At 45.9% G+C, this 22,167-nt stretch carries 14 protein-coding genes, 2 tRNA genes, 3 rRNA genes and 1 pseudogene; 18 read left to right on the top strand and 2 right to left on the bottom strand.

The annotated features are described in order from the left end of the window. Nucleotides 1-125 precede the first annotated feature (125 nt). On the bottom strand, nt 126-932 hold the full coding sequence (locus EP181_RS11240; protein WP_127471711.1) for a sulfite exporter TauE/SafE family protein: 807 nt from the start codon (nt 930-932) through the stop codon (nt 126-128). Nucleotides 933-992: 60 nt separating this feature from the next. Here EP181_RS11240 and EP181_RS11235 point away from each other — a divergent pair, with 60 nt between their 5' ends. The 16 genes from EP181_RS11235 to queF all read left to right on the top strand — a co-directional run bounded on the left by EP181_RS11235 (nt 993) and on the right by queF (nt 18,761). Further along, complete coding sequence (locus tag EP181_RS11235; RefSeq protein WP_127471710.1) at nt 993-1,433, top strand: YqaA family protein; 441 nt, start codon at nt 993-995, stop codon at nt 1,431-1,433. Nucleotides 1,434-1,626: 193 nt separating this feature from the next. Then, nucleotides 1,627-1,761, top strand: coding sequence for a 50S ribosomal protein L34 (rpmH, locus tag EP181_RS11230; RefSeq protein WP_127471709.1), 135 nt, complete (start codon nt 1,627-1,629; stop codon nt 1,759-1,761). Nucleotides 1,762-1,828: 67 nt separating this feature from the next. Continuing rightward, nucleotides 1,829-2,335, top strand: a complete 507-nt coding sequence (gene rnpA, locus EP181_RS11225; protein WP_127471708.1) for a ribonuclease P protein component — start codon at nt 1,829-1,831, stop codon at nt 2,333-2,335. A 110-nt stretch (nt 2,336-2,445) separates the two neighbouring features. Next, complete coding sequence (gene yidC, locus EP181_RS11220; protein ID WP_127471707.1) at nt 2,446-4,095, top strand: membrane protein insertase YidC; 1,650 nt, start codon at nt 2,446-2,448, stop codon at nt 4,093-4,095. A gap of 15 nt (nt 4,096-4,110) precedes the next feature. Further along, nucleotides 4,111-4,440: a hypothetical protein gene (locus EP181_RS11215; protein ID WP_127471706.1), complete on the top strand. Its 330-nt coding sequence runs from the start codon at nt 4,111-4,113 to the stop codon at nt 4,438-4,440. Between the two features lie 125 nt (nt 4,441-4,565). Further along, a complete protein-coding gene (gene mnmE, locus EP181_RS11210; protein ID WP_127471920.1) occupies nt 4,566-5,942 on the top strand; it encodes a tRNA uridine-5-carboxymethylaminomethyl(34) synthesis GTPase MnmE in 1,377 nt (458 codons plus the stop codon). A 282-nt stretch (nt 5,943-6,224) separates the two neighbouring features. Beyond that, complete coding sequence (locus EP181_RS11205) at nt 6,225-7,352, top strand: efflux RND transporter periplasmic adaptor subunit (protein WP_127471705.1); 1,128 nt, start codon at nt 6,225-6,227, stop codon at nt 7,350-7,352. Then, nucleotides 7,349-10,438, top strand: a complete 3,090-nt coding sequence (locus EP181_RS11200) for an efflux RND transporter permease subunit (RefSeq protein ID WP_127471704.1) — start codon at nt 7,349-7,351, stop codon at nt 10,436-10,438. Before EP181_RS11205 ends, EP181_RS11200 begins: the two co-directional genes overlap by 4 nt. A gap of 3 nt (nt 10,439-10,441) precedes the next feature. Beyond that, entirely contained in the window at nt 10,442-11,041 is a 600-nt protein-coding gene (locus tag EP181_RS11195; protein WP_127471703.1) for a YigZ family protein, read from the top strand. A gap of 576 nt (nt 11,042-11,617) precedes the next feature. Continuing rightward, a 16S ribosomal RNA gene (locus tag EP181_RS11190) occupies nt 11,618-13,163 on the top strand. Nucleotides 13,164-13,240: 77 nt separating this feature from the next. Beyond that, nucleotides 13,241-13,317, top strand: a tRNA-Ile gene (locus tag EP181_RS11185). A gap of 4 nt (nt 13,318-13,321) precedes the next feature. Beyond that, nucleotides 13,322-13,397: transfer RNA gene (locus EP181_RS11180), tRNA-Ala, on the top strand. A 412-nt stretch (nt 13,398-13,809) separates the two neighbouring features. Next, a 23S ribosomal RNA gene (locus EP181_RS11175) occupies nt 13,810-16,672 on the top strand. A 192-nt stretch (nt 16,673-16,864) separates the two neighbouring features. Beyond that, nucleotides 16,865-16,979: ribosomal RNA gene (gene rrf / locus EP181_RS11170) — 5S ribosomal RNA — on the top strand. The 16S, 23S and 5S rRNA genes sit together here with 2 tRNA genes alongside, the layout of an rRNA operon. A gap of 519 nt (nt 16,980-17,498) precedes the next feature. Further along, nucleotides 17,499-17,903: a hypothetical protein gene (locus tag EP181_RS11160; protein ID WP_127471701.1), complete on the top strand. Its 405-nt coding sequence runs from the start codon at nt 17,499-17,501 to the stop codon at nt 17,901-17,903. A 30-nt stretch (nt 17,904-17,933) separates the two neighbouring features. Beyond that, complete coding sequence (queF, locus tag EP181_RS11155; protein WP_127471700.1) at nt 17,934-18,761, top strand: NADPH-dependent 7-cyano-7-deazaguanine reductase QueF; 828 nt, start codon at nt 17,934-17,936, stop codon at nt 18,759-18,761. 24 nt (nt 18,762-18,785) lie between these two features. On the opposite strand, the gene EP181_RS11150 is transcribed toward queF, so the two are convergent. Next, nucleotides 18,786-19,433, bottom strand: a complete 648-nt coding sequence (locus EP181_RS11150; RefSeq protein ID WP_127471699.1) for a hypothetical protein — start codon at nt 19,431-19,433, stop codon at nt 18,786-18,788. A gap of 190 nt (nt 19,434-19,623) precedes the next feature. On the opposite strand from EP181_RS11150, the gene mnmG reads away from it, so the two are divergent. Both mnmG and rsmG read left to right on the top strand, forming a co-directional pair. Continuing rightward, entirely contained in the window at nt 19,624-21,561 is a 1,938-nt protein-coding gene (mnmG, locus tag EP181_RS11145; protein WP_127471698.1) for a tRNA uridine-5-carboxymethylaminomethyl(34) synthesis enzyme MnmG, read from the top strand. Then, a pseudogene (gene rsmG / locus EP181_RS12935) lies at nt 21,519-22,165 on the top strand (16S rRNA (guanine(527)-N(7))-methyltransferase RsmG). The gene mnmG and the pseudogene rsmG overlap by 43 nt, the downstream one beginning before the upstream one ends. Nucleotides 22,166-22,167: the final 2 nt, after the last annotated feature.

The following is a 22,167-nucleotide window of genomic DNA, read 5'->3' as shown; positions in this document are numbered from 1 at the left end:
TACCTGTGAATAACTTTAATACCAAGCCACAATCTGTGGATAACCTTGTGCATAAGTTGTGTGGATAAGTGGTGTTTTTTTATAATTAACCCTATGTAAATAAATGATTTTATCCAGTTGTTAAATTAAATAAAAAATAACATTTTTATAGCGAGCAATATCAGCAAGCCAGCAAACAGTCGTTTAAGAGTCAAAACAGGCAAGCGGTGAGCCCAGCGTGCCCCAATGGGGGCGGTAAAGTAGCTAGCCAATACAATGCCAAAAAAAGCAGGCCAATAGATATAGCCGGTGGTGTAGGGTGGTAAATTGGGGGTGTTTAAGCCAGCGATAATAAACCCAATACTGCCCGCCACGGCCACCGGTATACTGATGGCGGCCGAGGTGGCAATGGCATGGTGAATATGAATATTGTTCCAGACTAAGTAAGGTGTTGTGAGCGTGCCGCCACCAATGCCCACCAGTGAAGACACTGCACCAATAGTGCCGCCAACTACATTGTTAGTAACCAGGCCTGGTAGATTTCTTTGTGGGCTGGGTTTGATATTAAGCAACATATAAACAGCAATGATGAGTTCAAGCCCACCAAAAATCATGCCCAAATAATTTGAAGCTACAAATTGTGAGCCCCAACCGCCTAAAAATGCGCCAGCCAACACCCCCAAACTCATCATTTTAACAATGTCCCAACGCACAGCCTCTTTTTGGTGATGGGCTTTGACCGAGGCATAAGAGGTAATAATAATAGTGGCTAACGAGGTGCCAATAGCCAAATGCACAACGTCGGTTATGTTCAAAAAAATTAAAAAAACCGTGCTTAATACCGGTACGATAAGCAAACCACCGCCAATGCCCAGCAGTCCCGCGGCCAATCCAGCGATGGCACCGGTCAGTAAATAGGTTAATACTTCGTATATAAAAATCAGTTCGGGCATTATGGTCACTGTTGCGCGTTTAAAATAAGCGTTAAGTTTAACAAATGGATGTGGTTAAAAATGGAAACCTGGCTTGAATTTGGCATGATGGGACTTTTTTTGGCGTCTTTTTTAGCCGCCACCATTCTGCCATTGGGCTCTGAAGTGGTGTTAAGTGTTTTGCTGTTAAATGGCCTTGACCCAGTTTCATTAGTGGCCGTGGCCACGCTAGGCAATGTATTGGGGTCTTTAACAAATTACGCTTTAGGGTTTTGGGGCGGTACTTATTTGGTGAGCAATGTTTTAAAAGTGCCTCCCGCCAAGCTTGAAAGCGCGCAACAGCATTTTAAAACCTACGGCACGTGGAGTTTATTATTGGCTTGGGTGCCCGTTATTGGCGACCCGCTTACGGTGGTGGCCGGTTTGCTTAAAGTGAACATAGGTTGGTTTTTGCTGTTGGTAACCGTAGGTAAATTGGCGCGTTATATTGTGGTCGCTTTTGTAACATTAAGCCCGGGATAAAAGCAGTTTTAAGCAGTTTAAAGACAGGTTTTAAACGGGGTTATGTGGGCAGAAAAGGTTCATTCATGCATTTTTACCCTGCTTGCCACGATAATTTTGTAAAATGCCGGTTAATTAATTTGTTTTATTGTTGATTAATCTATATAATTCCGGGTTTTCCGATTGCGGAATAGAATTTTTAAGGAAAATTGACATGAAACGTACTTATCAGCCAAGTGTTATCAAGCGCGCACGTACTCACGGTTTCCGTGCTCGTATGGCGACTAAAAACGGTCGTAAAGTTTTAGCCGCGCGTCGTGCTAAAGGCCGCAAAAGCTTAACTGTATAATTTCTGTTGGTGATTTTTAGTTCGCTCCTGAACTAAAAATCACGCAGAAACTCAGTCTGGTGGGTTAATGACTTCACATATCGAACACTCAACTCAACCAGACTCACCCTCCGCGTTACCCCTTAAGACATCAATAGATAACACCACTCTAAATCCAAAAAAATACGCTAAGTCTTTGCTTACTAAGGTTAATAAAGTTAATAAGCCTGATTTATCTAATGGATTTTCTAAATCGTATCGTTTACTTGCCCCAAAAGAATTTCAACATGTGTTTGCACAGGCCGAAAAGTTTGCCAATCGCAACTGGACGTTGATTGTTCGACCTAACCACGAGCCCATAGCTCGTTTAGGATTGGCCGTAGCTAAAAAGCAGCTTCAGCGCGCGGTATGGCGTAACCGGGTAAAAAGAATTGCCCGCGAAGCATTTAGACTACATAAAGAGTCTTTAAGTGGTTATGATATTGTCGTTTTAGGACGCAAGGGAATGCAGGACATTGACAGTGAAACTCTGCACACGAGCTTTTTACATTTAATTCGTAAAATACGCCACAGTGGGTTTAAAGATCGAACTTAATGAGATATTTTCGCATTCATTCGTGCAAAGGTCTCTTAATGTCAATCCTGTCTAACGTTTCTTAATGTTAATTTAAAGAATTTAAAAAAGATTCAAAAGGTTTATTGCTCATGAACATGAAATCGTTTTGGTGGTTAGCGCTGGCGTTTACGTTAACGTGGATTTGGCTTCAATGGACGCAGTTTTCAGCGCCCAAAGTAGATCCTCTGGCACAGTCGTCTTCGGCTGTTCAGGGTCAAGTCGCGCCTGCATTGGACGTGCCTGGCGCCAATACAGGCGTTGTGAGCAACAGTGCAGTGCCCACTTTACAAAACGTGGTTGAGCAAGGTTCTCGCATTAAAGTCACCACCGACACCTTAGATTTAATCATTGACACCGTGGGTGGTGATATTCGTGAAGCGCGTTTACTAGAATATGGTGGAAGCAAAGATCATACACAGCCATTTCAGTTAATGAGCGACAGTGGCGCGCTTATATTTATGGCACAAAACGGCATTGCAACACAACCCAAAGCTACCTTGCCAGCGCCTAATCATAAAGCACGTTACACAGTAGAAAAATCAGAGTACATCATAAGTGGTGATACTTTAGTGGTGCCCATGACGTGGCAACAAGACGGCGTAAAGGTAACTAAAACCTATACGTTCAAAAAGGGTGATTACCTTATTACGGTCGATTACAAGGTTGAAAACCAAACCGACCAGGCCTGGTCGGGTAGTTTGTATTCGCAATTGGTGCGCAATCGTTTTAATCCCGACGACAATTTTATGATGTACACCTACACCGGTCCGGTGTTGTACGATGGCAATGCCGAAGAAAAGTATGTTAAGCACTCGTTTGACGATTTAACCACTCAAGAAATTGTGGGTCGTAATGTAACCGGCGGTTGGGCGGCGATGATTCAACAATATTTTTTAGCGGCTTTAGTGCCTAATCAAACTGCACAAAACGTCTATTATGCAAAGCCAGTGGGCGATGATCGTTTTGCAGTAGGATTGGTAGAACCTCTAGTTGAGGTGGCTCCAGGTCAAGTAGGGACGTTAAGTTCACAAATTTACATTGGACCTGAAAAACAGGATGTATTAGCTGAAATTGCTCCAGGTTTAGAACTTACGATTGATTATGGAATTTTAACCATCCTAGCCGAGCCATTATTTTGGATATTGGCGCAAATTTATGCGTTAGTAGGCAACTGGGGTGTGGCGATTATATTGTTAACGTTGTTGATTAAACTGGTGTTTTATAAGTTATCCGAAACCAGTTATCGCTCAATGGCGCGTTTAAAGAAGTTTCAGCCTAAACTGCAGCAGCTTAAAGAAAACTACGGCGACGACAAGGTTATCTTTCAGCAAAAAATGATGAAGCTTTACAAAGAAGAAAAGATTAACCCGTTGGGCGGTTGTCTGCCTATCTTTATTCAGATGCCGGTGTTTATTGCACTGTATTGGGTGTTGTTGTATTCGGTCGAGATGCGTCAAGCACCGTTTATGTTGTGGATTGAAGACTTATCCGCACAAGATCCGTACTTTATTTTGCCTGTGATTATGGGGATTACCATGTTCATTCAGCAAAAGCTTAATCCGTCAGCGATGATGGACGAAACCCAACAGAAAGTCATGAAGTTATTGCCGTTTATTTTTACCATTTTCTTCTTGTGGTTCCCAGCGGGCTTAGTTTTGTACTGGGTGGTCAACAACATTTTATCGGTCGCTCAGCAATGGTACATCACCAAAAAAATTGAAGCTGGCGAAGAGAAGTAATCAAAGGACATCAACATGCAATTATCCTATCAAAAACCTGGCATCGACCATCCTATGTACGGCAAAGTAGAGTACATTGTGGCAGATGGCACGACGCCTTTGTGCTACAAAACCGCCGATGGTTACCGTCCTTTAGACGCGACATCGGCCAGCCAGAGCGTGCAAACCAACAGCGCGCCAACCGGTGAGCCGTTATATGTGTTGTCGTTTAAGGTAAATGACGACGCTGAAGAGTTGACCTTTCGTTCTAAAAAAATGTTAGAAAAAACCCTTGAGCTGTATGCGCAAAAGCCGTTTATTACCGAGGTGAAAACCACCACTCTTTACACCGTGAAGCACAGTTAAACGCATTATTATCATGTGAATATTGACCACAAAAAGCGCCCTTAATGGGCGTTTTTTGTTGGTAAAATGACATGAGCTTTATGCTAACAGCACCACTCTATCCATTAGGATTATTAGGAAAACGCATGGAATACGACAACCTAGACACCATAGCCGCTATTGCCACCGCGCCAGGACGCGGTGGCGTAGGCATTGTGCGTGTGTCGGGCAAACATACCGCGCACATTGCCCAAGCGGTATTGGGCAAAATTCCCAAACCGCGTTACGCTCATTACGGCGCATTTTATGCCGCCGATGGTGCGGTGTTAGACAAAGGCATTGCGCTGTTTTTTGCTAATCCACACTCGTTTACTGGCGAAGACGTGTTAGAGCTGCAAGGGCACGGCGGCCCGGTGGTGTTGCAATGGTTGTTAAACCGAGTGATTGAGTTGGGTGCGCGCATGGCGCAGCCGGGTGAGTTTTCAAAACAAGCTTTTATGAACGACAAACTCGATTTGGCACAAGCCGAGGCCATTGCCGATTTAATTGAAGCGTCGTCCGACCAAGCGGCGCGCAGTGCGTTACGCTCTTTGCAAGGCGATTTTTCGCGGGAAATAAATATCTTGGTTGAAGAGTTAATCGGTTTGCGGATTTACGTCGAAGCCGCCATTGATTTTCCCGAAGAAGAGGTTGATTTTTTAACGGATGGCAAAGTTGCAGGCCAACTTGAGCATATTTTAGGGCGACTGCATAAGGTTTTTGCTTCGGCGCAACAAGGCGTGTTATTGCGTGAGGGTATGTCGGTGGTCATTTTAGGTCGCCCCAATGCCGGAAAATCGAGTCTCCTTAACGCGTTGTCGGGCAAAGACAGCGCCATTGTCACCGACATGGCCGGCACAACACGCGATATTTTGAAAGAAGAGATTCAAATTGACGGCATGCCCTTGCACATATTAGACACGGCTGGCTTGCGCGAAGCGGTGGATAAGGTCGAAAAAATTGGCATAGAACGCGCTTGGCAAGCCATTGAAAACGCCGACCGAATTTTAGTGATGGTACAAGCCGGCGAGTCGATTGATAATGAAGATCAGGCTATTTTAGATCGCTTGCCGCGCCACATTCCGGTGACCTTGATTCGCAATAAAATTGATTTAATTAACGAACTACCTCGCGTGCAAAAGGTGGATAAAAACACAGCGTCGGGGCATGAAGAAACGGTGATTTGGATTTCGGCTAAGCAGCATTTGGGGTTGGATTTGCTTAAAGAGCATTTAAAAATCGAGATGGGCTTTACACAAACCGCCGAGGGCGTGTTTATGGCGCGTAAACGCCATTTGGACGCCTTGCAAAGCGCATTAGATTGGACACTTAACGGCAAAATGCAGTTAGAACACTTTGCGGCGGGCGAGTTGTTGGCCGAAGATTTGCGTTTAGCGCAAGAAGCTTTGGCCGAAATTACCGGACGTTTTACCTCCGATGACCTGTTGGGGCGCATCTTTACCTCGTTTTGCATTGGTAAGTAATGGGTGAATCAACTCTTTAATAAATAAGCATCATTGAGACCTTTGCACGAGTCAATGCACGAATAAAAATGGTTAAAATTCACCTGATTTTTGTTGAAAAACTTGTGAATAGCTCGCTATTCACTGCGGTTTCCGCCGCAATCAGGCAAATTTTTTACCCTCAAGGGGTACTTACGCCTATTTTTCTTTCGCACCTGACTCGTGCAAAGGTCTCATTATAATTATAGAGTGACCAGGCCTGGTCACTCTTGTAAGCCCTTTAAAGGGCAAAAGGAAACACAAATGCGCTTTAAGCATGCGGTAACAAACGGTTTTACTTTGTTCATCAAAGGGATGTTTTTGACCACGCTGGTGTTGAGCTTGCATGGCTGCGAAGAACCCACCAGTCAAGCGGTGGACAAGCTCGTGCTTGTGGTTAAAACCATGCAGGTGCAAAGTCAAGCTAACGCCACTTTGCCAACTTTAAGCGGCATTGTGGTGGCGCGTTACAGTCCCGATATGGCGTTTAGAGTGAGTGGTAAAGTGGTACAACGCTTGGTGAATGTCGGCGATGTGGTGGCGGCTAATTCGCCATTGATGCGCTTAGATCCACAAGATTATCAATTGGCGTTGCAGGTGGCGATGGCTAATATCAAGGCCACCCAGTCTGAGCTTAGCTTAGCCAACAACGAATACTCGCGCTTAAAAACCTTGTTTAAGCGTAATTTGGTGTCCCAACAAGCGGTAGAGCAAGCGCAAAATCAAGTGAGCGTATTAGAATCGCATTTAAAGTCGCAGCGTTTACAAGAACAACAAGCGCAAAATCAACTCAATTACACCACCTTAAGTTCACCAGGCCTGGCCAATGTTGTCGCGGTTAACGCTGAACCCGGTACGGTGGTGACCGTGGGGCAAACGGTGGTGCGTTTGGCGTTGCAAGGGCACCATGAAGTGGCCGTGCAAGTGCCCGAATCGCGTCTAAAAGACTTACCCAAAACCGCCAAAGTAACCTTGTACGGCCAAACGCAGGTCTATGACGCGCAGTTACGTGAGCTGGCGACGGTCGCCAATCCGCTGAGTCGAACCTGGGAAGCACGCTTTAGTTTGCTTGCTTTAAACGAAGCGCAAGCCTCATTGCTGAGCTTAGGACAAACTGCGACGTTGCATTTTGATAGCGTCATCCAGTCAAGCGCGTCACAAAGTACGCTTCAAGTTCCCAGCACGGCGTTGTACGAACAGGGTGATTTTAGTTCTATTTGGGTGGTGCAAGACGGCCACGTAACGCGTAAAGCGGTTAAGGTGCAAGCACTGTCGGCTGAATCGGCTTGGATAAGCCCGCTTGAAGGAGATTTTAAGGGCGTAAACAGCATTGTTATTTTGGGCGTGCATTTATTAACCGAAGGCCAAGCCGTTAAGGAGCAAGCGCGATGAACCGCTGGAATGTGTCGGCTTACGCGGTAAAAGAGCGTTCGTTAACGCTGTATTTTATGCTGGTGGTGGCGCTTGCCGGTGCGTATGCTTTTTTGCACATGGGGCGTGCCGAAGACCCAAGTTTTAATTTAAATACCATGTTGGTTAGCGCTACGTGGCCGGGTGCCACCGCACAACAGATGCAAAATCAAGTAGCCGATCCGCTTGAAAAAAAACTTGAAGAAATTGAATATTTTGATCGAGTAGAAACCAAAGCGCGCGCAGGTCGGGTGGACATGATTGTGTCGTTTGCCGAAAATACGCCTAAAGGCAGTGCGCAAGATTTGTATTATCAGGTTCGTAAGCGGTTGGGCGATGAAGCACAGCGTTTACCCCAAGGTGTACAAGGGCCGTTTTTTAACGACGATTTTGAAGACGTTTATTTTACGCTGTACAGTTTAACCGCGCCAAAGTGGCCACAACATCAACTGTTGTTAGAGGCCGATAAAATGCAAGTGGCGTTACGTCAGGTAACTGGCGTTAAAAAAGTCAATTTGATTGGTGAACAGCCACAACACTTTTATATAGACCTAGATAAATCGGCACTAGAGTCGCGCGGCTTAAGTGTCAGCGCGGTGCAAAATGCAATTCAGGCTCAGTTAACAGTAACCGATGGTGGGTTTATTGAAACGGCAGGGCCGCGACTTTACGTGCGCGGTGAATTCGATTCACCGCCAACCGCCTATTTTGACCGTATTGAGCAACTACAACAATTGCCCATTTTGGTGGGAGAACAAACGTTGTTGCTGCAAGACGTCGCCAAAGTGGTGCGCGGATTTGCCAATCCCCCCGAGTTTTTAGTACGTGATCGAGGTGAAACCACCCTAATTTTAGGGGTCGTGATGTCGCCCGCTACCGATGGCTTGCAACTTGAAAAACATCTGCAAGCGTTTGAAGCCGCTTACCAACCACAACTGCCATTGGGTGTGCATTTAGACAAAATCACCAATCAAGCCGATGCCATTCACAGTGCCGTGAGTACATTTGAGCTTAAATTTATGACCGCCTTATTGGTGGTGTTGGTGATTAGTTTGCTGGCGTTGGGTTTAAGGGCGGGTTTAATTGTCTCTTTGGCCGTACCCCTTACGTTGGCCATGACCTTTTTGTTTATGTATCTGCAAGGTTTAAACTTTGACCGTATTACCTTAGGCGCATTGATTATCTCACTGGGTTTATTGGTGGACGACGCCATTATCGCCATTGAAATGATGTTGGTTAAAATGGAAGAGGGCATGGAAAAAGCCAAGGCCGCCGCTTATTCTTGGACCGTAACCGCCGCGCCAATGCTGGTGGGCACCTTGGTTACGGTGGTTGGCTTTTTACCCATTGGCCTGGCGCAGTCGCGAGTGGGCGAATACGCAGGTAATATCTTTTGGGTATTGGGTATTACCCTAATGGCTTCTTGGATTGTCGCGGTGTACTTTACGCCGTATTTAGGGGTTAAGCTGTTGGTGCAAAAAAACCATGGCCCTAGTACGTCTGCAAACCATGTAAGCACACTCTATAACACTAAACCCTATCAACTCTTGCGAAAAATCATTACCGCGTGTGTTCGTTATAAAGTGTGGGTGGTGTTAGCGACGTTGGCACTGTTTGTGGTCGCGGCCGTGGGCATGAACAAAGCGGTGGTGAAACAATTTTTTCCCAGTTCTGATCGTCCTGAACTCATGGTGGATATTTACTTGCCAGAAGGTTCATCCATTCAAGCCACCGATGCAGTGACGCGGCGTATGGAGGCCATTATTAATGGTCAAGAAGAGGTTAAGTCGTTGTCGAGTTATGTAGGACGCGGTGCACCCAGGTTTTTCTTAGCGCTTAATCCCGAACTGCCCAATCCCGCGTTTGCCAAAATAATTGTCGTCACACCCGATGCCGCAGCACGCGATCGTCTGCAAGCCAAGCTGCAAGCGCAAATACAAGCCGGCGCTTTTCCCGAGGCGCGAGTTCGTGTGCATTCGCTGCTATTTGGTCCGCCGGTTATTTGGCCAGTCACTTTTAGAGTCGTTGGCCCGGATGCCAATCAATTGCGTGTGATTGCCAATGACCTTAAGCAGTTAATTGGTCAACAAGCCTTTGCCATTGATCCCCATTTGCAATGGGGTGATCGTGTGCCAAGCCTCTATTTAAATATGGATAAAATGCGCTTATTGCAAATTGGTTTAACGCCCGCTGAGGTTCATCAGCAGTTGCAAGCTCAATTGCAGGGGATGCCTGTTGCACAAGTCCGCGAAACCATTCGCACTGTAAACGTAGTGGTGCGCGGCGATGCGCAAACGCGTCTGGATGTCGACAGTCTGGGTAGTGTCATGCTAAAAACAAAACTAGGCCAAACTTTGCCATTAGAGCAGGTGGCCACGATTGAAGTGCATTATGAAGAACCTTTGTTAGAACGTCGCAATCGTGAATTGTATATTTCAGTGAACAGCGATGTGGTGGCTGGCATGCAGCCGCCTGTGGCCACGCAGTTAATTCAAGCGCACATGCAACCACTAATCGATTCGTTGCCGTTTGGGTATCGAATTGATGTTGGCGGTTCGGTCGAAGAGTCCAGCAAAGCCGAAAGCTCCATTCAAGCGATGATGCCATTGATGCTGTTGGCCATGACATTGTTAATTATGTTATTGGTTAAATCGTTTAGCACGTTATTTATGGTGATGATAACCGCACCTTTAGGATTAATTGGAGCGGTCAGTGCCATGCTGCTGTTTAATCAACCGTTTGGCTTTGTTGCTAATCTGGGTCTAATTGGTTTGGCCGGTATATTAATGCGCAATACATTAATACTAACCGGCCAAATTGATGACCATCTCAAAAACGGCTACGCACCCGCAGAAGCGGTGATTGATGCAACGATTCGCCGCGCTCGACCCGTATTACTAACCGCGGTTGCGGCAATGCTCGCGTTTATCCCCTTAACCACCTCAACCTTTTGGGGGCCAATGGCGTATGTGTTAATTGGTGGGATTGGTGTGGGTACCTTATTAACCTTATTGTTTCTGCCGGCTTTATACGCGCTCTGGTTTAAAGTTAAGCTATCCCCGGTCTAACATATGGCGTATTCCATTCCGTTAGAACCGGCATTAGCCCAAATTGAAATTAAAAAAAGCCGCTTTATCGCCCTTGCCAGTCATATTACCAATCGAGAATCGGCTATGGCATGGTTACAACAGGTAAAAAAAGACTATCCCGATGCACGGCATTACTGCTGGGCGTATCTTATCGGCGACCCCCAATGTGCATCAACAGCAGGCATGGGCGATGATGGCGAACCTTCTGGCACGGCAGGCAAACCCATTCTTAACGTGTTACAGCATAAAAGTATTGGCGACATTATGATTATTGTCGTGCGTTATTTTGGTGGAATCAAATTAGGCGCCGGCGGTTTAACGCGCGCCTATGGCCAAGCCGCCCAAGCGGTCATGGAGGTTTTGCCCATACAGCAACAAATTGATACAACAGAGTATGTAATAGAGTGTTCGTTTGCATTAGAACAAACCATACGGCATTGGTTGGACGGATATCAAGGGCAAATCATCAATGTTCGCTACACTCAAACAGTGCAAATAACGCTAACTGTGCCACAAACACACAATATTGAACTCCAAATGCAACTCCAAGCAAACGCCTGCACATTTAAAACAGTAAATTAAATTGTCGATAAAACCCAAATCAATCAGGCCTGGCCAAAGCAAAGTGTGCATAAAGCTGTGGATAAAGCCTGAGTAAGGTGTAGAAAGAGCAAGAATTCACAAAAACGAAACGAAAAAGACAAAAAAGAGCAAAAAAGAGCAAAAAAAGAGAGGGAAAGGGGTTGCGCTGTGAAGTGAAATGGATAGAATACGCGGCGTTCCAACCGAAACGCAAAAGCAAAACGAAAAGCGGGTTGGAAAGGAAAGAAAGAAGCGGTAATGTTATTGGTATTGAGAAAAGAGTTTGAAAATAGTTTGAAATAATTATTGACAACCTAGAACGAACCACTTACAATACGCAGCTTACCGAGACAGAAACGCAGAACATCGCGAACTGGCTCGAAGAGACCTAAGTTCTTTAAAAATCAGGTAATTCAGAGATAATTTATGTGGAAGCTCCCTAAGTGAGTGACCCGATAAAAAATCTCGAAACGACAAAATTATGTAATAGGTAGAAGAAATTCTTCCATGCAAAAATCTTGTCAATTCCGAGTTGTAATAAGTCCAGAGATGGACTCAAAACATATCAGCAAGATTAAACTGAAGAGTTTGATCCTGGCTCAGAATGAACGCTGGCGGTAGGCTTAACACATGCAAGTCGGACGGTAGCAGGAAATAAGTTTACTTATTTTGCTGACGAGTGGCGGACGGGTGAGTAACGCGTGGGAATCTACCCTATAGTTGGGGACAACGTATGGAAACGTACGCTAATACCGAATATGCTCTACGGAGTAAAGGAGCCCTCTTCATGAAAGGTTTCGCTATAGGATGAGCCCGCGTAAGATTAGCTAGTTGGTGAGGTAATGGCTCACCAAGGCGACGATCTTTAGCTGGTTTGAGAGGATGATCAGCCACACTGGGACTGAGACACGGCCCAGACTCCTACGGGAGGCAGCAGTGGGGAATATTGGACAATGGACGAAAGTCTGATCCAGCCATACCGCGTGTGTGAAGAAGGCCTTCGGGTTGTAAAGCACTTTCAGTTGGGAGGAAGATTAAGTAGTTAATACCTGCTTAGTTTGACGTTACCTTCAGAAGAAGCACCGGCTAACTCTGTGCCAGCAGCCGCGGTAATACAGAGGGTGCAAGCGTTATTCGGAATTACTGGGCGTAAAGCGCGCGTAGGCGGATTAGTAAGTCAGTTGTGAAAGCCCTGGGCTCAACCTAGGAACTGCATCTGATACTGCTAGTCTAGAGTTTAGTAGAGGGAAGGGGAATTCCAGGTGTAGCAGTGAAATGCGTAGATATCTGGAGGAACATCAGTGGCGAAGGCGCCTTCCTGGACTAAAACTGACGCTGAGGTGCGAAAGCGTGGGTAGCGAACGGGATTAGATACCCCGGTAGTCCACGCCGTAAACGATGTCAACTAGTTGTTGGTCTTATTAAAAAGATTAGTAACGAAGCTAACGCGATAAGTTGACCGCCTGGGGAGTACGGTCGCAAGATTAAAACTCAAAGGAATTGACGGGGGCCCGCACAAGCGGTGGAGCATGTGGTTTAATTCGATGCAACGCGAAGAACCTTACCATCCCTTGACATGTAGAGAATTTTCCAGAGATGGAGAAGTGCCTTCGGGAACTCTAACACAGGTGCTGCATGGCTGTCGTCAGCTCGTGTCGTGAGATGTTGGGTTAAGTCCCGCAACGAGCGCAACCCTTATCATTAGTTGCTACCATTTAGTTGAGAACTCTAATGAGACTGCCGGTGATAAACCGGAGGAAGGCGGGGACGACGTCAAGTCATCATGGCCCTTATGGGATGGGCTACACACGTGCTACAATGGGGAGTACAAAGAGCAGCCAACTGGCGACAGTGCGCGAATCTCAAAAAACTTCTCGTAGTCCGGATTGGAGTCTGCAACTCGACTCCATGAAGTCGGAATCGCTAGTAATCGCGAATCAGAATGTCGCGGTGAATACGTTCCCGGGCCTTGTACACACCGCCCGTCACACCATGGGAGTGGATTGCAAAAGAAGTAGGTAGCTTAACCTTCGGGAGGGCGCTTACCACTTTGTGGTTCATGACTGGGGTGAAGTCGTAACAAGGTAGCCCTAGCGGAAGCTGGGGCTGGATCACCTCCTTTAAGATATACCAAGGGTTACAAGCTTAGACGAGCTTTCACATAAATTGTCTCTGAATTACTGAAGAAATGAACGACCCGGGTCTGTAGCTCAGTTGGTTAGAGCGCACCCCTGATAAGGGTGAGGTCGGTGGTTCAAATCCACCCAGACCCACCATATTGGGGCTATAGCTCAGCTGGGAGAGCGCCTGCCTTGCACGCAGGAGGTCTGCGGTTCGATCCCGCATAGCTCCACCAATATTACGTTTAATAAATTCTGTTTAGACAGAGTGTATTAAAAGTCGTATTGGCCAGTATTCGTACTGAAAGATAGTGTACTTAAAGTTCTTTAAAAATTTGGAATAGATCTCGAATGTTAATTAAACCTTAACATAAGAGAACCTTTTATGACGCCGACAAGATGTCATAAAAGGGTTGCAAGTCGCCCTTCCAGCGGCTTGTAGCAAATGCTGGAGAGAAAGGTTATTAATACGTTAATAACCTGGATCTCCAAGTAAAAGGTAAAAACATACATATATTATTGAGAATACTCAAGCGTATATCATGACAGCGAAGAATCTTAGTTGCGTATGCACTTAAAAGGTCTTGTTTGGGCGCGAGTTCAAAACAAAAGGACAAGACAAACCAATAGGTTACTTTTGAGTTGTATAGTTAAGTGATTAAGCGTACACGGTGGATGCCTAGGCGGTAGAAGGCGATGAAGGACGTAGTAACTTGCGATAAGCCACGGGGAGCTAGTAAACAAGCTTTGATCCGTGGATTTCCGAATGGGAAAACCCATCCGTAAAGGATATCCCTTAGGGGAGGCTAACCAGGAGAACTGAAACATCTAAGTAACCTGAGGAAAAGAAATCAACCGAGATTCCCTAAGTAGCGGCGAGCGAACGGGGACCAGCCCTTAAGCTGACATAAGAATAGTAGAACAGTCTGGAAAGTCTGACGATACAGGGTGATAGTCCCGTACACAAAATTCTTTTATCAGTGAAAACGAGTAGAGCGGGACACGAGAAATCCTGCTTGAAGATGGGGGGACCACCCTCCAAGGCTAAATACTCTCTACCGACCGATAGTGAACCAGTACCGTGAGGGAAAGGCGAAAAGAACCCCTAAAGGGGAGTGAAATAGAACCTGAAACCGTGTACGTACAAGCAGTAGGAGCAGACTTGTTCTGTGACTGCGTACCTTTTGTATAATGGGTCAGCGACTTACATTATGTAGCGAGGTTAACCGAATAGGGGAGCCGTAGGGAAACCGAGTCTTAAATGGGCGTTTAGTTGCATGGTGTAGACCCGAAACCGGGCGATCTATCCATGGCCAGGTTGAAGGTGCCGTAACAGGTACTGGAGGACCGAACCCACGTATGTTGAAAAATGCGGGGATGAGTTGTGGATCGGAGTGAAAGGCTAATCAAGCCCGGAGATAGCTGGTTCTCCTCGAAAACTATTTAGGTAGTGCCTCATGTATCACTCTAGGGGGTAGAGCACTGTTATGGTCTAGCGGTCCGTCAAGGATTAGCAGCCCATTGCAAACTCCGAATACCTAGAAGTGCAATCATGGGAGACAGACTGCGGGTGCTAACGTCCGTAGTCAAGAGGGAAACAACCCAGACCGCCATCTAAGGTCCCTAAATATTACTCAGTGGGAAAGGATGTGGGAAGGCTTAGACAGTCAGGAGGTTGGCTTAGAAGCAGCCACCCTTTAAAGAAAGCGTAATAGCTCACTGATCGAGTCGGCCTGCGCCGAAGATTTAACGGGGCTAAGTAATATACCGAAGATGCGGATGCACATAGTGCATGGTAGAGGAGCGTCGTGTAAGCCTGCGAAGGGGCATTGGAAAGTGTCCTGGAGGTATCACGAGTGCGAATGCTGACATGAGTAGCGATAAAGGGAGTGAAAAGCTCCCTCGCCGAAAGACCAAGGTTTCCTACGCAACGTTAATCGACGTAGGGTTAGTCGACCCCTAAGGCGAGGCTGAGAAGCGTAGTCGATGGGAAGCAGGTTAATATTCCTGCACTTTTTATAACTGCGATGGAGGGACGGAGAAGGCTAGATTATCCAGGCGATGGTTGTCCTGGTTTAAGATTGTAGGTAGAGAGCTTAGGCAAATCCGGGCTCTTAATACTGAGAATTGATGACGAGTCCTCTTTTGGACGAAGTAATTGATGCCATGCTTCCAAGAAAAGCTTCTAAGCTTCAGGTTATAGAGAATCGTACCCCAAACCAACACAGGTGGTCAGGATGAGAATTCTAAGGCGCTTGAGAGAACTCGGGTGAAGGAACTAGGCAAAATAACACCGTAACTTCGGGAGAAGGTGTGCCCCTGCCGGTGAAAGGACTTGCTCCAATAGCTAGTGGGGGTTGCAGAGACCAGGTGGCTGCAACTGTTTACTAAAAACATAGCACTGTGCAAAATCGAAAGATGACGTATACGGTGTGACGCCTGCCCGGTGCCGGAAGGTTAATTGATGGGGTTAGCGCAAGCGAAGCTCTTGATCGAAGCCCCGGTAAACGGCGGCCGTAACTATAACGGTCCTAAGGTAGCGAAATTCCTTGTCGGGTAAGTTCCGACCTGCACGAATGGCGTAATGATGGCCACACTGTCTCCACCCGAGACTCAGCGAAATTGAAATCGCAGTTAAGATGCTGCGTACCCGCGGCTAGACGGAAAGACCCCGTGAACCTTTACTACAGCTTTGCACTGGACTTTGACACTATCTGTGTAGGATAGGTGGGAGGCTATGAAGCAGAAACGCCAGTTTTTGTGGAGCCGTCCTTGAAATACCACCCTGGTATTGTTGAGGTTCTAACCTAGAGCAGTGAATCCTGCTCAGGGACAGTGTATGGTGGGTAGTTTGACTGGGGCGGTCTCCTCCTAAAGAGTAACGGAGGAGCGCGAAGGTACCCTCAGCACGGTCGGACATCGTGCAATGAGCGCAAGAGTAAAAGGGTGCTTGACTGCGAGACTGACACGTCGAGCAGGTGCGAAAGCAGGTTCTAGTGATCCGGTGGTTCTGTGTGGAAGGGCCATCGCTCAACGGATAAAAGGTACTCCGGGGATAACAGGCTGATACCGCCCAAGAGTTCATATCGACGGCGGTGTTTGGCACCTCGATGTCGGCTCATCACATCCTGGGGCTGAAGTCGGTCCCAAGGGTATGGCTGTTCGCCATTTAAAGTGGTACGCGAGCTGGGTTTAGAACGTCGTGAGACAGTTCGGTCCCTATCTGCCGTGGGCGTTGGAAAATTGAGAGGGGCTGCTCCTAGTACGAGAGGACCGGAGTGGACGAACCGCTGGTGTTCGGGTTGTCATGCCAATGGCATTGCCCGGTAGCTACGTTCGGAAGGGATAACCGCTGAAAGCATCTAAGCGGGAAACCTGCCTCAAGATAAGTTTTCCCTAGACTATAAGTCTTCTAAAGGGCCGTTGGAGACTACGACGTTGATAGGCAAGGTGTGGAAGTGCAGTAATGTATGAAGCTAACTTGTACTAATTACCCGTGAGGCTTAACTATACAACTCAAAAGTGACTTTGAAGTTGTGGTATACGCACTTGAGTATGATCAATAACAGTAAGAGGGTGGATGTGAGAGCATCTACTCCTTGTGTATGTGTGTTACCGAATGAAATGAGATCTATTTCAAATAAATAAAGAACTTTGGGGGTTGTTGTCTAGAGAATAGACGACAGCCACCAGCACCAAATTGCTTGGTGACAATAGCAAGATGGAACCACCTGATCCCATTCCGAACTCAGAAGTGAAACGTCTTAGCGCCGATGGTAGTGTGGGAGTTCCCATGCGAGAGTAGGTCATTGCCAAGCTTATATCCTAAAACCCGCCTTGCTTTTGCTTCGCGGGTTTTTTTTTGCCTGAATTTTCATAAGTCTACTTAATTATTAATTTTGACTGACCATATTTGACTAACATTCTTTCGTAATTTTTATTGGCAAGCCACGGTTAGTTCGGCTTGCCAATAAGCATTCAAGTAACCATTTTTATTGCGGATGATAGGTTGCCATTAAATAAATAGTAATGATAATGCCACTGGCATAAGTTATTAAGGTTAATTGCAGCATACGTTTGTTGGCATCCCGGTTGTTAAGAGCCTTATCTAAGCTGGGTACTTTGCGCATTAGTTGAAATGCCAATGACATTAAGCCTATGGCAGCGGTGGTTATGATGATTCCTAAAACTAATATGGTTAACACGTTCTACCTTTTTGATCATTTTAAGTGCGTTGAGTCTATGTTTAAAAACAGAATTATAAGATAGTATGTGTTTTTTGATGTCTGTTTCGTTTACATTTTTATGAATTCAGGTTTGAGTTAAAGGACTGTTTTATGGGCTCTAAAGTATCGGTATCGTCAAGTTCTAGTATTTTTGTTTGGATTAGTAAGATTCCTTGGATGTTGTTGATTGTGGCTTTTTTATTGGGAACTGAATATTTACAGATTCCTTTAGAAGGTACCGTTGGTTATATTTTTATCTCAATGGCTGTAGTTATTTTGTTTATTGAGATGCTAAAAGCCGGTGATGTAAGTGCATTTGCTTTTTTAATGGATCTGTTTTGGGCGGTGTTTGCTGTGATACTTGCCACAGCACTAATGAGTTACTTATGGTTTGTTGAAGATAGGGCACCGTCGTTTTTTCATTGGATTGGTTTTGCCATTATTATTGCTGACGCCTTGTTAAACCCTTTTAATGCTTTTAGAACCGCGCTGCGCAATTTCGATGTGGCGGGTTAATTCTTTCATCTCTTTCAACTGAGATTATTTATGATTAATACCGCTAATCAGAGTTTACTGGGTAAAGACTCACCTTACTGTTCTGTGTACAACCCAGATTTGTTATTTGCCATACCCAGACAAGAAAAACGTGACGAGTTAGGTTTTGATCTGAAAACGTTACCCTTTTCAGGTGTCGACGTTTGGACTGCTTATGAAATTTCATGGTTAAATTTAAAGGGTAAGCCCAATGCGATGGTGGCCGAATTTACTTTTTCAGCCAACGCACCTTTTTTGGTGGAGTCTAAATCGTTCAAGCTGTATCTTAATTCCTTTAATGGCAGCCGATTTGAGTCTGCTGAACAGGTAAAAGGATTGATGGTCAAGGATCTTTCCGGTTGTTCTGGCAAGCCTGTATTGATTGAATTTATCGCTTTGAACAACCCAAAACTGTCTGTTAATGTACTGCCTGGTAACAACATAGACGATTTAGACATAGAGATTGATGAATACACTGTTAACGCCAATTTACTCAGGATTGATAATAGCGCAAAGGTTGTGGAAGAAACCCTGAACAGCCATTTGCTAAAATCCAATTGTTTAGTGACCTCTCAACCTGATTGGGGTTCTGTGGTGATTCATTATGTTGGTAAGCCCATTGAGCAAGAAGGTTTGTTGAAGTATTTAATCTCTTTTCGAGAACACAATGAGTTTCATGAACAATGCGTCGAACGCATTTTTACCGATTTGATCGCGCATTGTCAGCCGCAAAAGCTGACGGTGTACGCGCGTTATGTTAGACGAGGTGGTTTGGACATAAACCCATTTCGATCTAACTTTGAAGCGCCATATCTTATGTCCCGCTTGTCTCGGCAGTAATTTCAACGCAGTCTTATGCGCGTACTATCGACTGGCAGGAATTACCTGCCCAACCGCACCTAAAATAGCGTTTATTTGTAATAATTGTGGGCGATAACTTTGTGGTGCATCTTTAGGATTGCCATCGCTTAATGAACTACTGCAGGTTAAACGCAACACGTCGGGTTGACGATCTGATTGCAAATATAAATGCACAATGTCCATGGTTTCAGGTCGTTCATTATCACCGCGTAAAGCATACCAGGCCTGGTTATTTAGAGCGTCGGTCTTGGTCACGCTCAGTACATTGTTTTGTGCCATGTAAATAGGTTGACTGTTAGGTTTACGGCGATTGGCAATGCGTTCTTCATCCAGTGCTACCCGTACAATCTTAAAATGGTCGGGTGTAATGAGCGACGCAGTTTCTCGTAAGGTGTTTATCTCGATTCGACAGTGCGGTTCGTAATGGTTAAAACCCGAGCCACTCAGCACGCCAAATTGGATAAAATGTCGCGTGTGGTTAGCCCGAATAGGAATGGATTGTTTGAGTATAAATTGGTCACCCACTTGCACATCCATAAGCGACCGTGGCGGTTGCGTGGCGCAACTGCTAAACATTACAACAAGGCTTAGGCCAACGATTCGTACCAAAGTCGGGGGTAAATTCCTGAAATTAAAGCGGGTTGTTAACATGTTTGGCTCCTTAATTGACCAGGCCTGGTTACTTTTTGATATGTTTGATGTACCGTTTTGTGAACTTAGCACTCTTTTTAAAGCTTATGGTAAAATACCGCCTCAAATTTACCGCTAAAAGTCGATAGATACATTATTTTAAATCATCGACCGCATGCAAAGGTCTCAATATGTCGCCAAAAGGGTTGTTATGAGCGTAGAAGATTCAAATTACGATGTGATTGTCGTAGGCGGTGGCCATGCAGGTACCGAGGCCGCCCTAGCATCTGCGCGCATGGGGTTAAAGACCCTTTTGCTCACCCACAACATAGATACGTTGGGGCAAATGTCTTGTAACCCAGCCATTGGCGGCATTGGTAAAGGCCACTTGGTTAAAGAGGTCGATGCGCTGGGTGGTGCAATGGCTTTGGCAACCGACGAAGCGGGCATTCAATTTAGAACCTTAAACGCCTCAAAAGGTCCGGCCGTACGCGCAACCCGCGCTCAGGCCGATCGTGTTTTATATCGTCAAGCCATTCGTACTCGTTTAGAAAACCAAGTTAATTTATCCATTTTTCAGCAACCCGTCGAAGACGTGCTGTTGGACGGCGAACAAATTCGCGGCGTGATTACCAAAATGGGACTCAAGTTTTACGCAAATCAGGTGGTGTTAACCGTAGGCACGTTTTTAGCCGGTCGCATTCACATTGGGTTGCAAAATTACGAAGGTGGCCGTGCCGGTGATGAGCCAGCAATTCGTCTAGCCGCGCGTTTAAGAGAATTAAACTTACCGGTGGGTCGTTTAAAAACCGGTACACCGCCGCGTATTGATGCGCGCACGGTAAATTTTGATGCCATGCAGATTCAACCTGGCGACACGCCATTACCGGTTTTCTCGTACATGGGCAAAGTGACCATGCACCCTAAGCAAATTCCTTGTTACATTACCTACACCAACGCTCAAACTCATGAAGCGATTATGGCTTCCTTAGACCAATCGCCCATGTATTCCGAGCAAGGTGAAATTGACAGCATTGGGCCGCGTTATTGTCCATCCATTGAAGACAAAGTGATGCGCTTTGCCGACAAAGACCGTCACCAGGTGTTTATTGAGCCAGAGGGGTTAACCACCACAGAGCTCTATCCCAATGGTATTTCGACCAGTCTTCCGTACGAAACACAGTTAAAGATTGTGCGTTCCATGAAAGGCCTAGAAAACGCTAAAATCATGCGTCCAGGCTACGCGATTGAGTACGATTTTTTTGATCCGCGTGGTTTAAAGCCCAGTTTAGAAACTCAAGCCATTCATGGCCTGTTTTTTGCCGGACAAATTAACGGCACAACGGGTTACGAAGAAGCCGCGGCACAGGGTTTATTAGCCGGTATTAACGCAGCGCGGCGTGCGCAGTTAAAGTCACCGTGGTATCCACGTCGTGATGAAGCCTATATTGGCGTATTGGTCGACGATTTAATCACCATGGGCACCAATGAACCGTACCGCATGTTTACCTCGCGCGCAGAGTACCGTCTAATACTGCGCGAAGACAACGCCGATCAGCGTCTTACCCCAATAGCGCGCGAAATGGGCTTGATTGACGACGCACGCTGGATGGCCTTTGAAAGCAAAATGGAAATGTTGGCGTTAGAAGTCCAGCGTTTAAAAGACACCTGGATTTACCCCGCACACCATGAGGCCAAACAAGCCGAAGTGTTAATGGATTTGCCGCTTAGCAAAGAACAAACATTGTTTGATCTGCTAAAACGCCCCAATGTCGCTTACAGTGCCTTGGCGACGCTGGATATGTTTGGCGAGGGCGTACAGGATGCCACGGTGATTGACCAAATTGAAATTGAAGCCAAATATTCAGGCTACATAGAGCGTCAAACCCAGCAGATTGAAAAAATGAAACGCTCCGAATCGGTGACAATTCCAGACGATTTAGACTTGGACATCGTGTCGGGTCTGTCGAATGAAGTAAAACAAAAATTACGCACCCATAAGCCGGCTAATTTAGGCATGGCAAGTCGCATTCAGGGCATCACCCCAGCCGCACTTTCACTGTTATTGGTGGCCATTAAAAATGGCGCTCGCAAGGAGGCAAGTAGATGTCCTCTTTGGTACAACAAGCCGAGCTCGAAAAAGGCTTAAGCGTCTTAAATTTATCACTAAATGCTATGCAAATAGAGCAGTTAATGGCGTATTTGGCGCTGCTGCAAAAATGGAACAAAGTCTACAACTTAACCGCGATTCGCGATCCGCGCGAAATGTTGGTTAAACACCTGTTCGACAGCTTGGCGGTTGTGCCGCACATTTCCAGCCAGTCCATTATAGACGTGGGCACGGGCGGTGGTTTACCTGGGATTCCCTTGGCGATTTGTTATCCAGAGCGTCAAGTTGATTTACTCGACAGCAACAGCAAAAAACTCGGTTTTTAATTCAGGCTAAAGCTGAGTTAGGCCTAAAAAACAGCCAGGTCATTCATGCTCGTGTTGAAGAATATAAACCCAATACATTGTACGATGGCGTTATTTCTCGTGCCTTTGCGTCTTTGGCCGACATGTTATATTGGACCGAACATTTACTGAGTGCAGACGGAGTTTGGTGGGCGATGAAGGCGCAAAAAGATTTTGAAGATTATTCAAACCTACCAGGCCTGGTCACTCTGCAGGAGATGATTGAATTGCATGTTCCAGGATTACAAGCACAAAGAATGCTTATTAAAGCCATCAAACCAAGCACCAATATCATTTAAGG

This window comes from Thiomicrorhabdus aquaedulcis, assembly GCF_004001325.1.
GTDB lineage: Bacteria > Pseudomonadota > Gammaproteobacteria > Thiomicrospirales > Thiomicrospiraceae > Thiomicrorhabdus > Thiomicrorhabdus aquaedulcis.
The sequence above is the reverse complement of the archived record's forward strand: the minus strand, read 5'-3'. Positions and strand labels throughout refer to the sequence as shown.

Coding starts and splice junctions, on each gene's coding strand:
- EP181_RS11240 (WP_127471711.1), bottom strand. CDS start 932: ATGCCCGAACTGATTTTTATATACGAAGTATTAACCTATTTACTGACC.
- EP181_RS11235 (WP_127471710.1), top strand. CDS start 993: ATGGAAACCTGGCTTGAATTTGGCATGATGGGACTTTTTTTGGCGTCT.
- rpmH (WP_127471709.1), top strand. CDS start 1,627: ATGAAACGTACTTATCAGCCAAGTGTTATCAAGCGCGCACGTACTCAC.
- rnpA (WP_127471708.1), top strand. CDS start 1,829: ATGACTTCACATATCGAACACTCAACTCAACCAGACTCACCCTCCGCG.
- yidC (WP_127471707.1), top strand. CDS start 2,446: ATGAACATGAAATCGTTTTGGTGGTTAGCGCTGGCGTTTACGTTAACG.
- EP181_RS11215 (WP_127471706.1), top strand. CDS start 4,111: ATGCAATTATCCTATCAAAAACCTGGCATCGACCATCCTATGTACGGC.
- mnmE (WP_127471920.1), top strand. CDS start 4,566: ATGGAATACGACAACCTAGACACCATAGCCGCTATTGCCACCGCGCCA.
- EP181_RS11205 (WP_127471705.1), top strand. CDS start 6,225: ATGCGCTTTAAGCATGCGGTAACAAACGGTTTTACTTTGTTCATCAAA.
- EP181_RS11200 (WP_127471704.1), top strand. CDS start 7,349: ATGAACCGCTGGAATGTGTCGGCTTACGCGGTAAAAGAGCGTTCGTTA.
- EP181_RS11195 (WP_127471703.1), top strand. CDS start 10,442: ATGGCGTATTCCATTCCGTTAGAACCGGCATTAGCCCAAATTGAAATT.
- EP181_RS11160 (WP_127471701.1), top strand. CDS start 17,499: ATGGGCTCTAAAGTATCGGTATCGTCAAGTTCTAGTATTTTTGTTTGG.
- queF (WP_127471700.1), top strand. CDS start 17,934: ATGATTAATACCGCTAATCAGAGTTTACTGGGTAAAGACTCACCTTAC.
- EP181_RS11150 (WP_127471699.1), bottom strand. CDS start 19,433: ATGTTAACAACCCGCTTTAATTTCAGGAATTTACCCCCGACTTTGGTA.
- mnmG (WP_127471698.1), top strand. CDS start 19,624: ATGAGCGTAGAAGATTCAAATTACGATGTGATTGTCGTAGGCGGTGGC.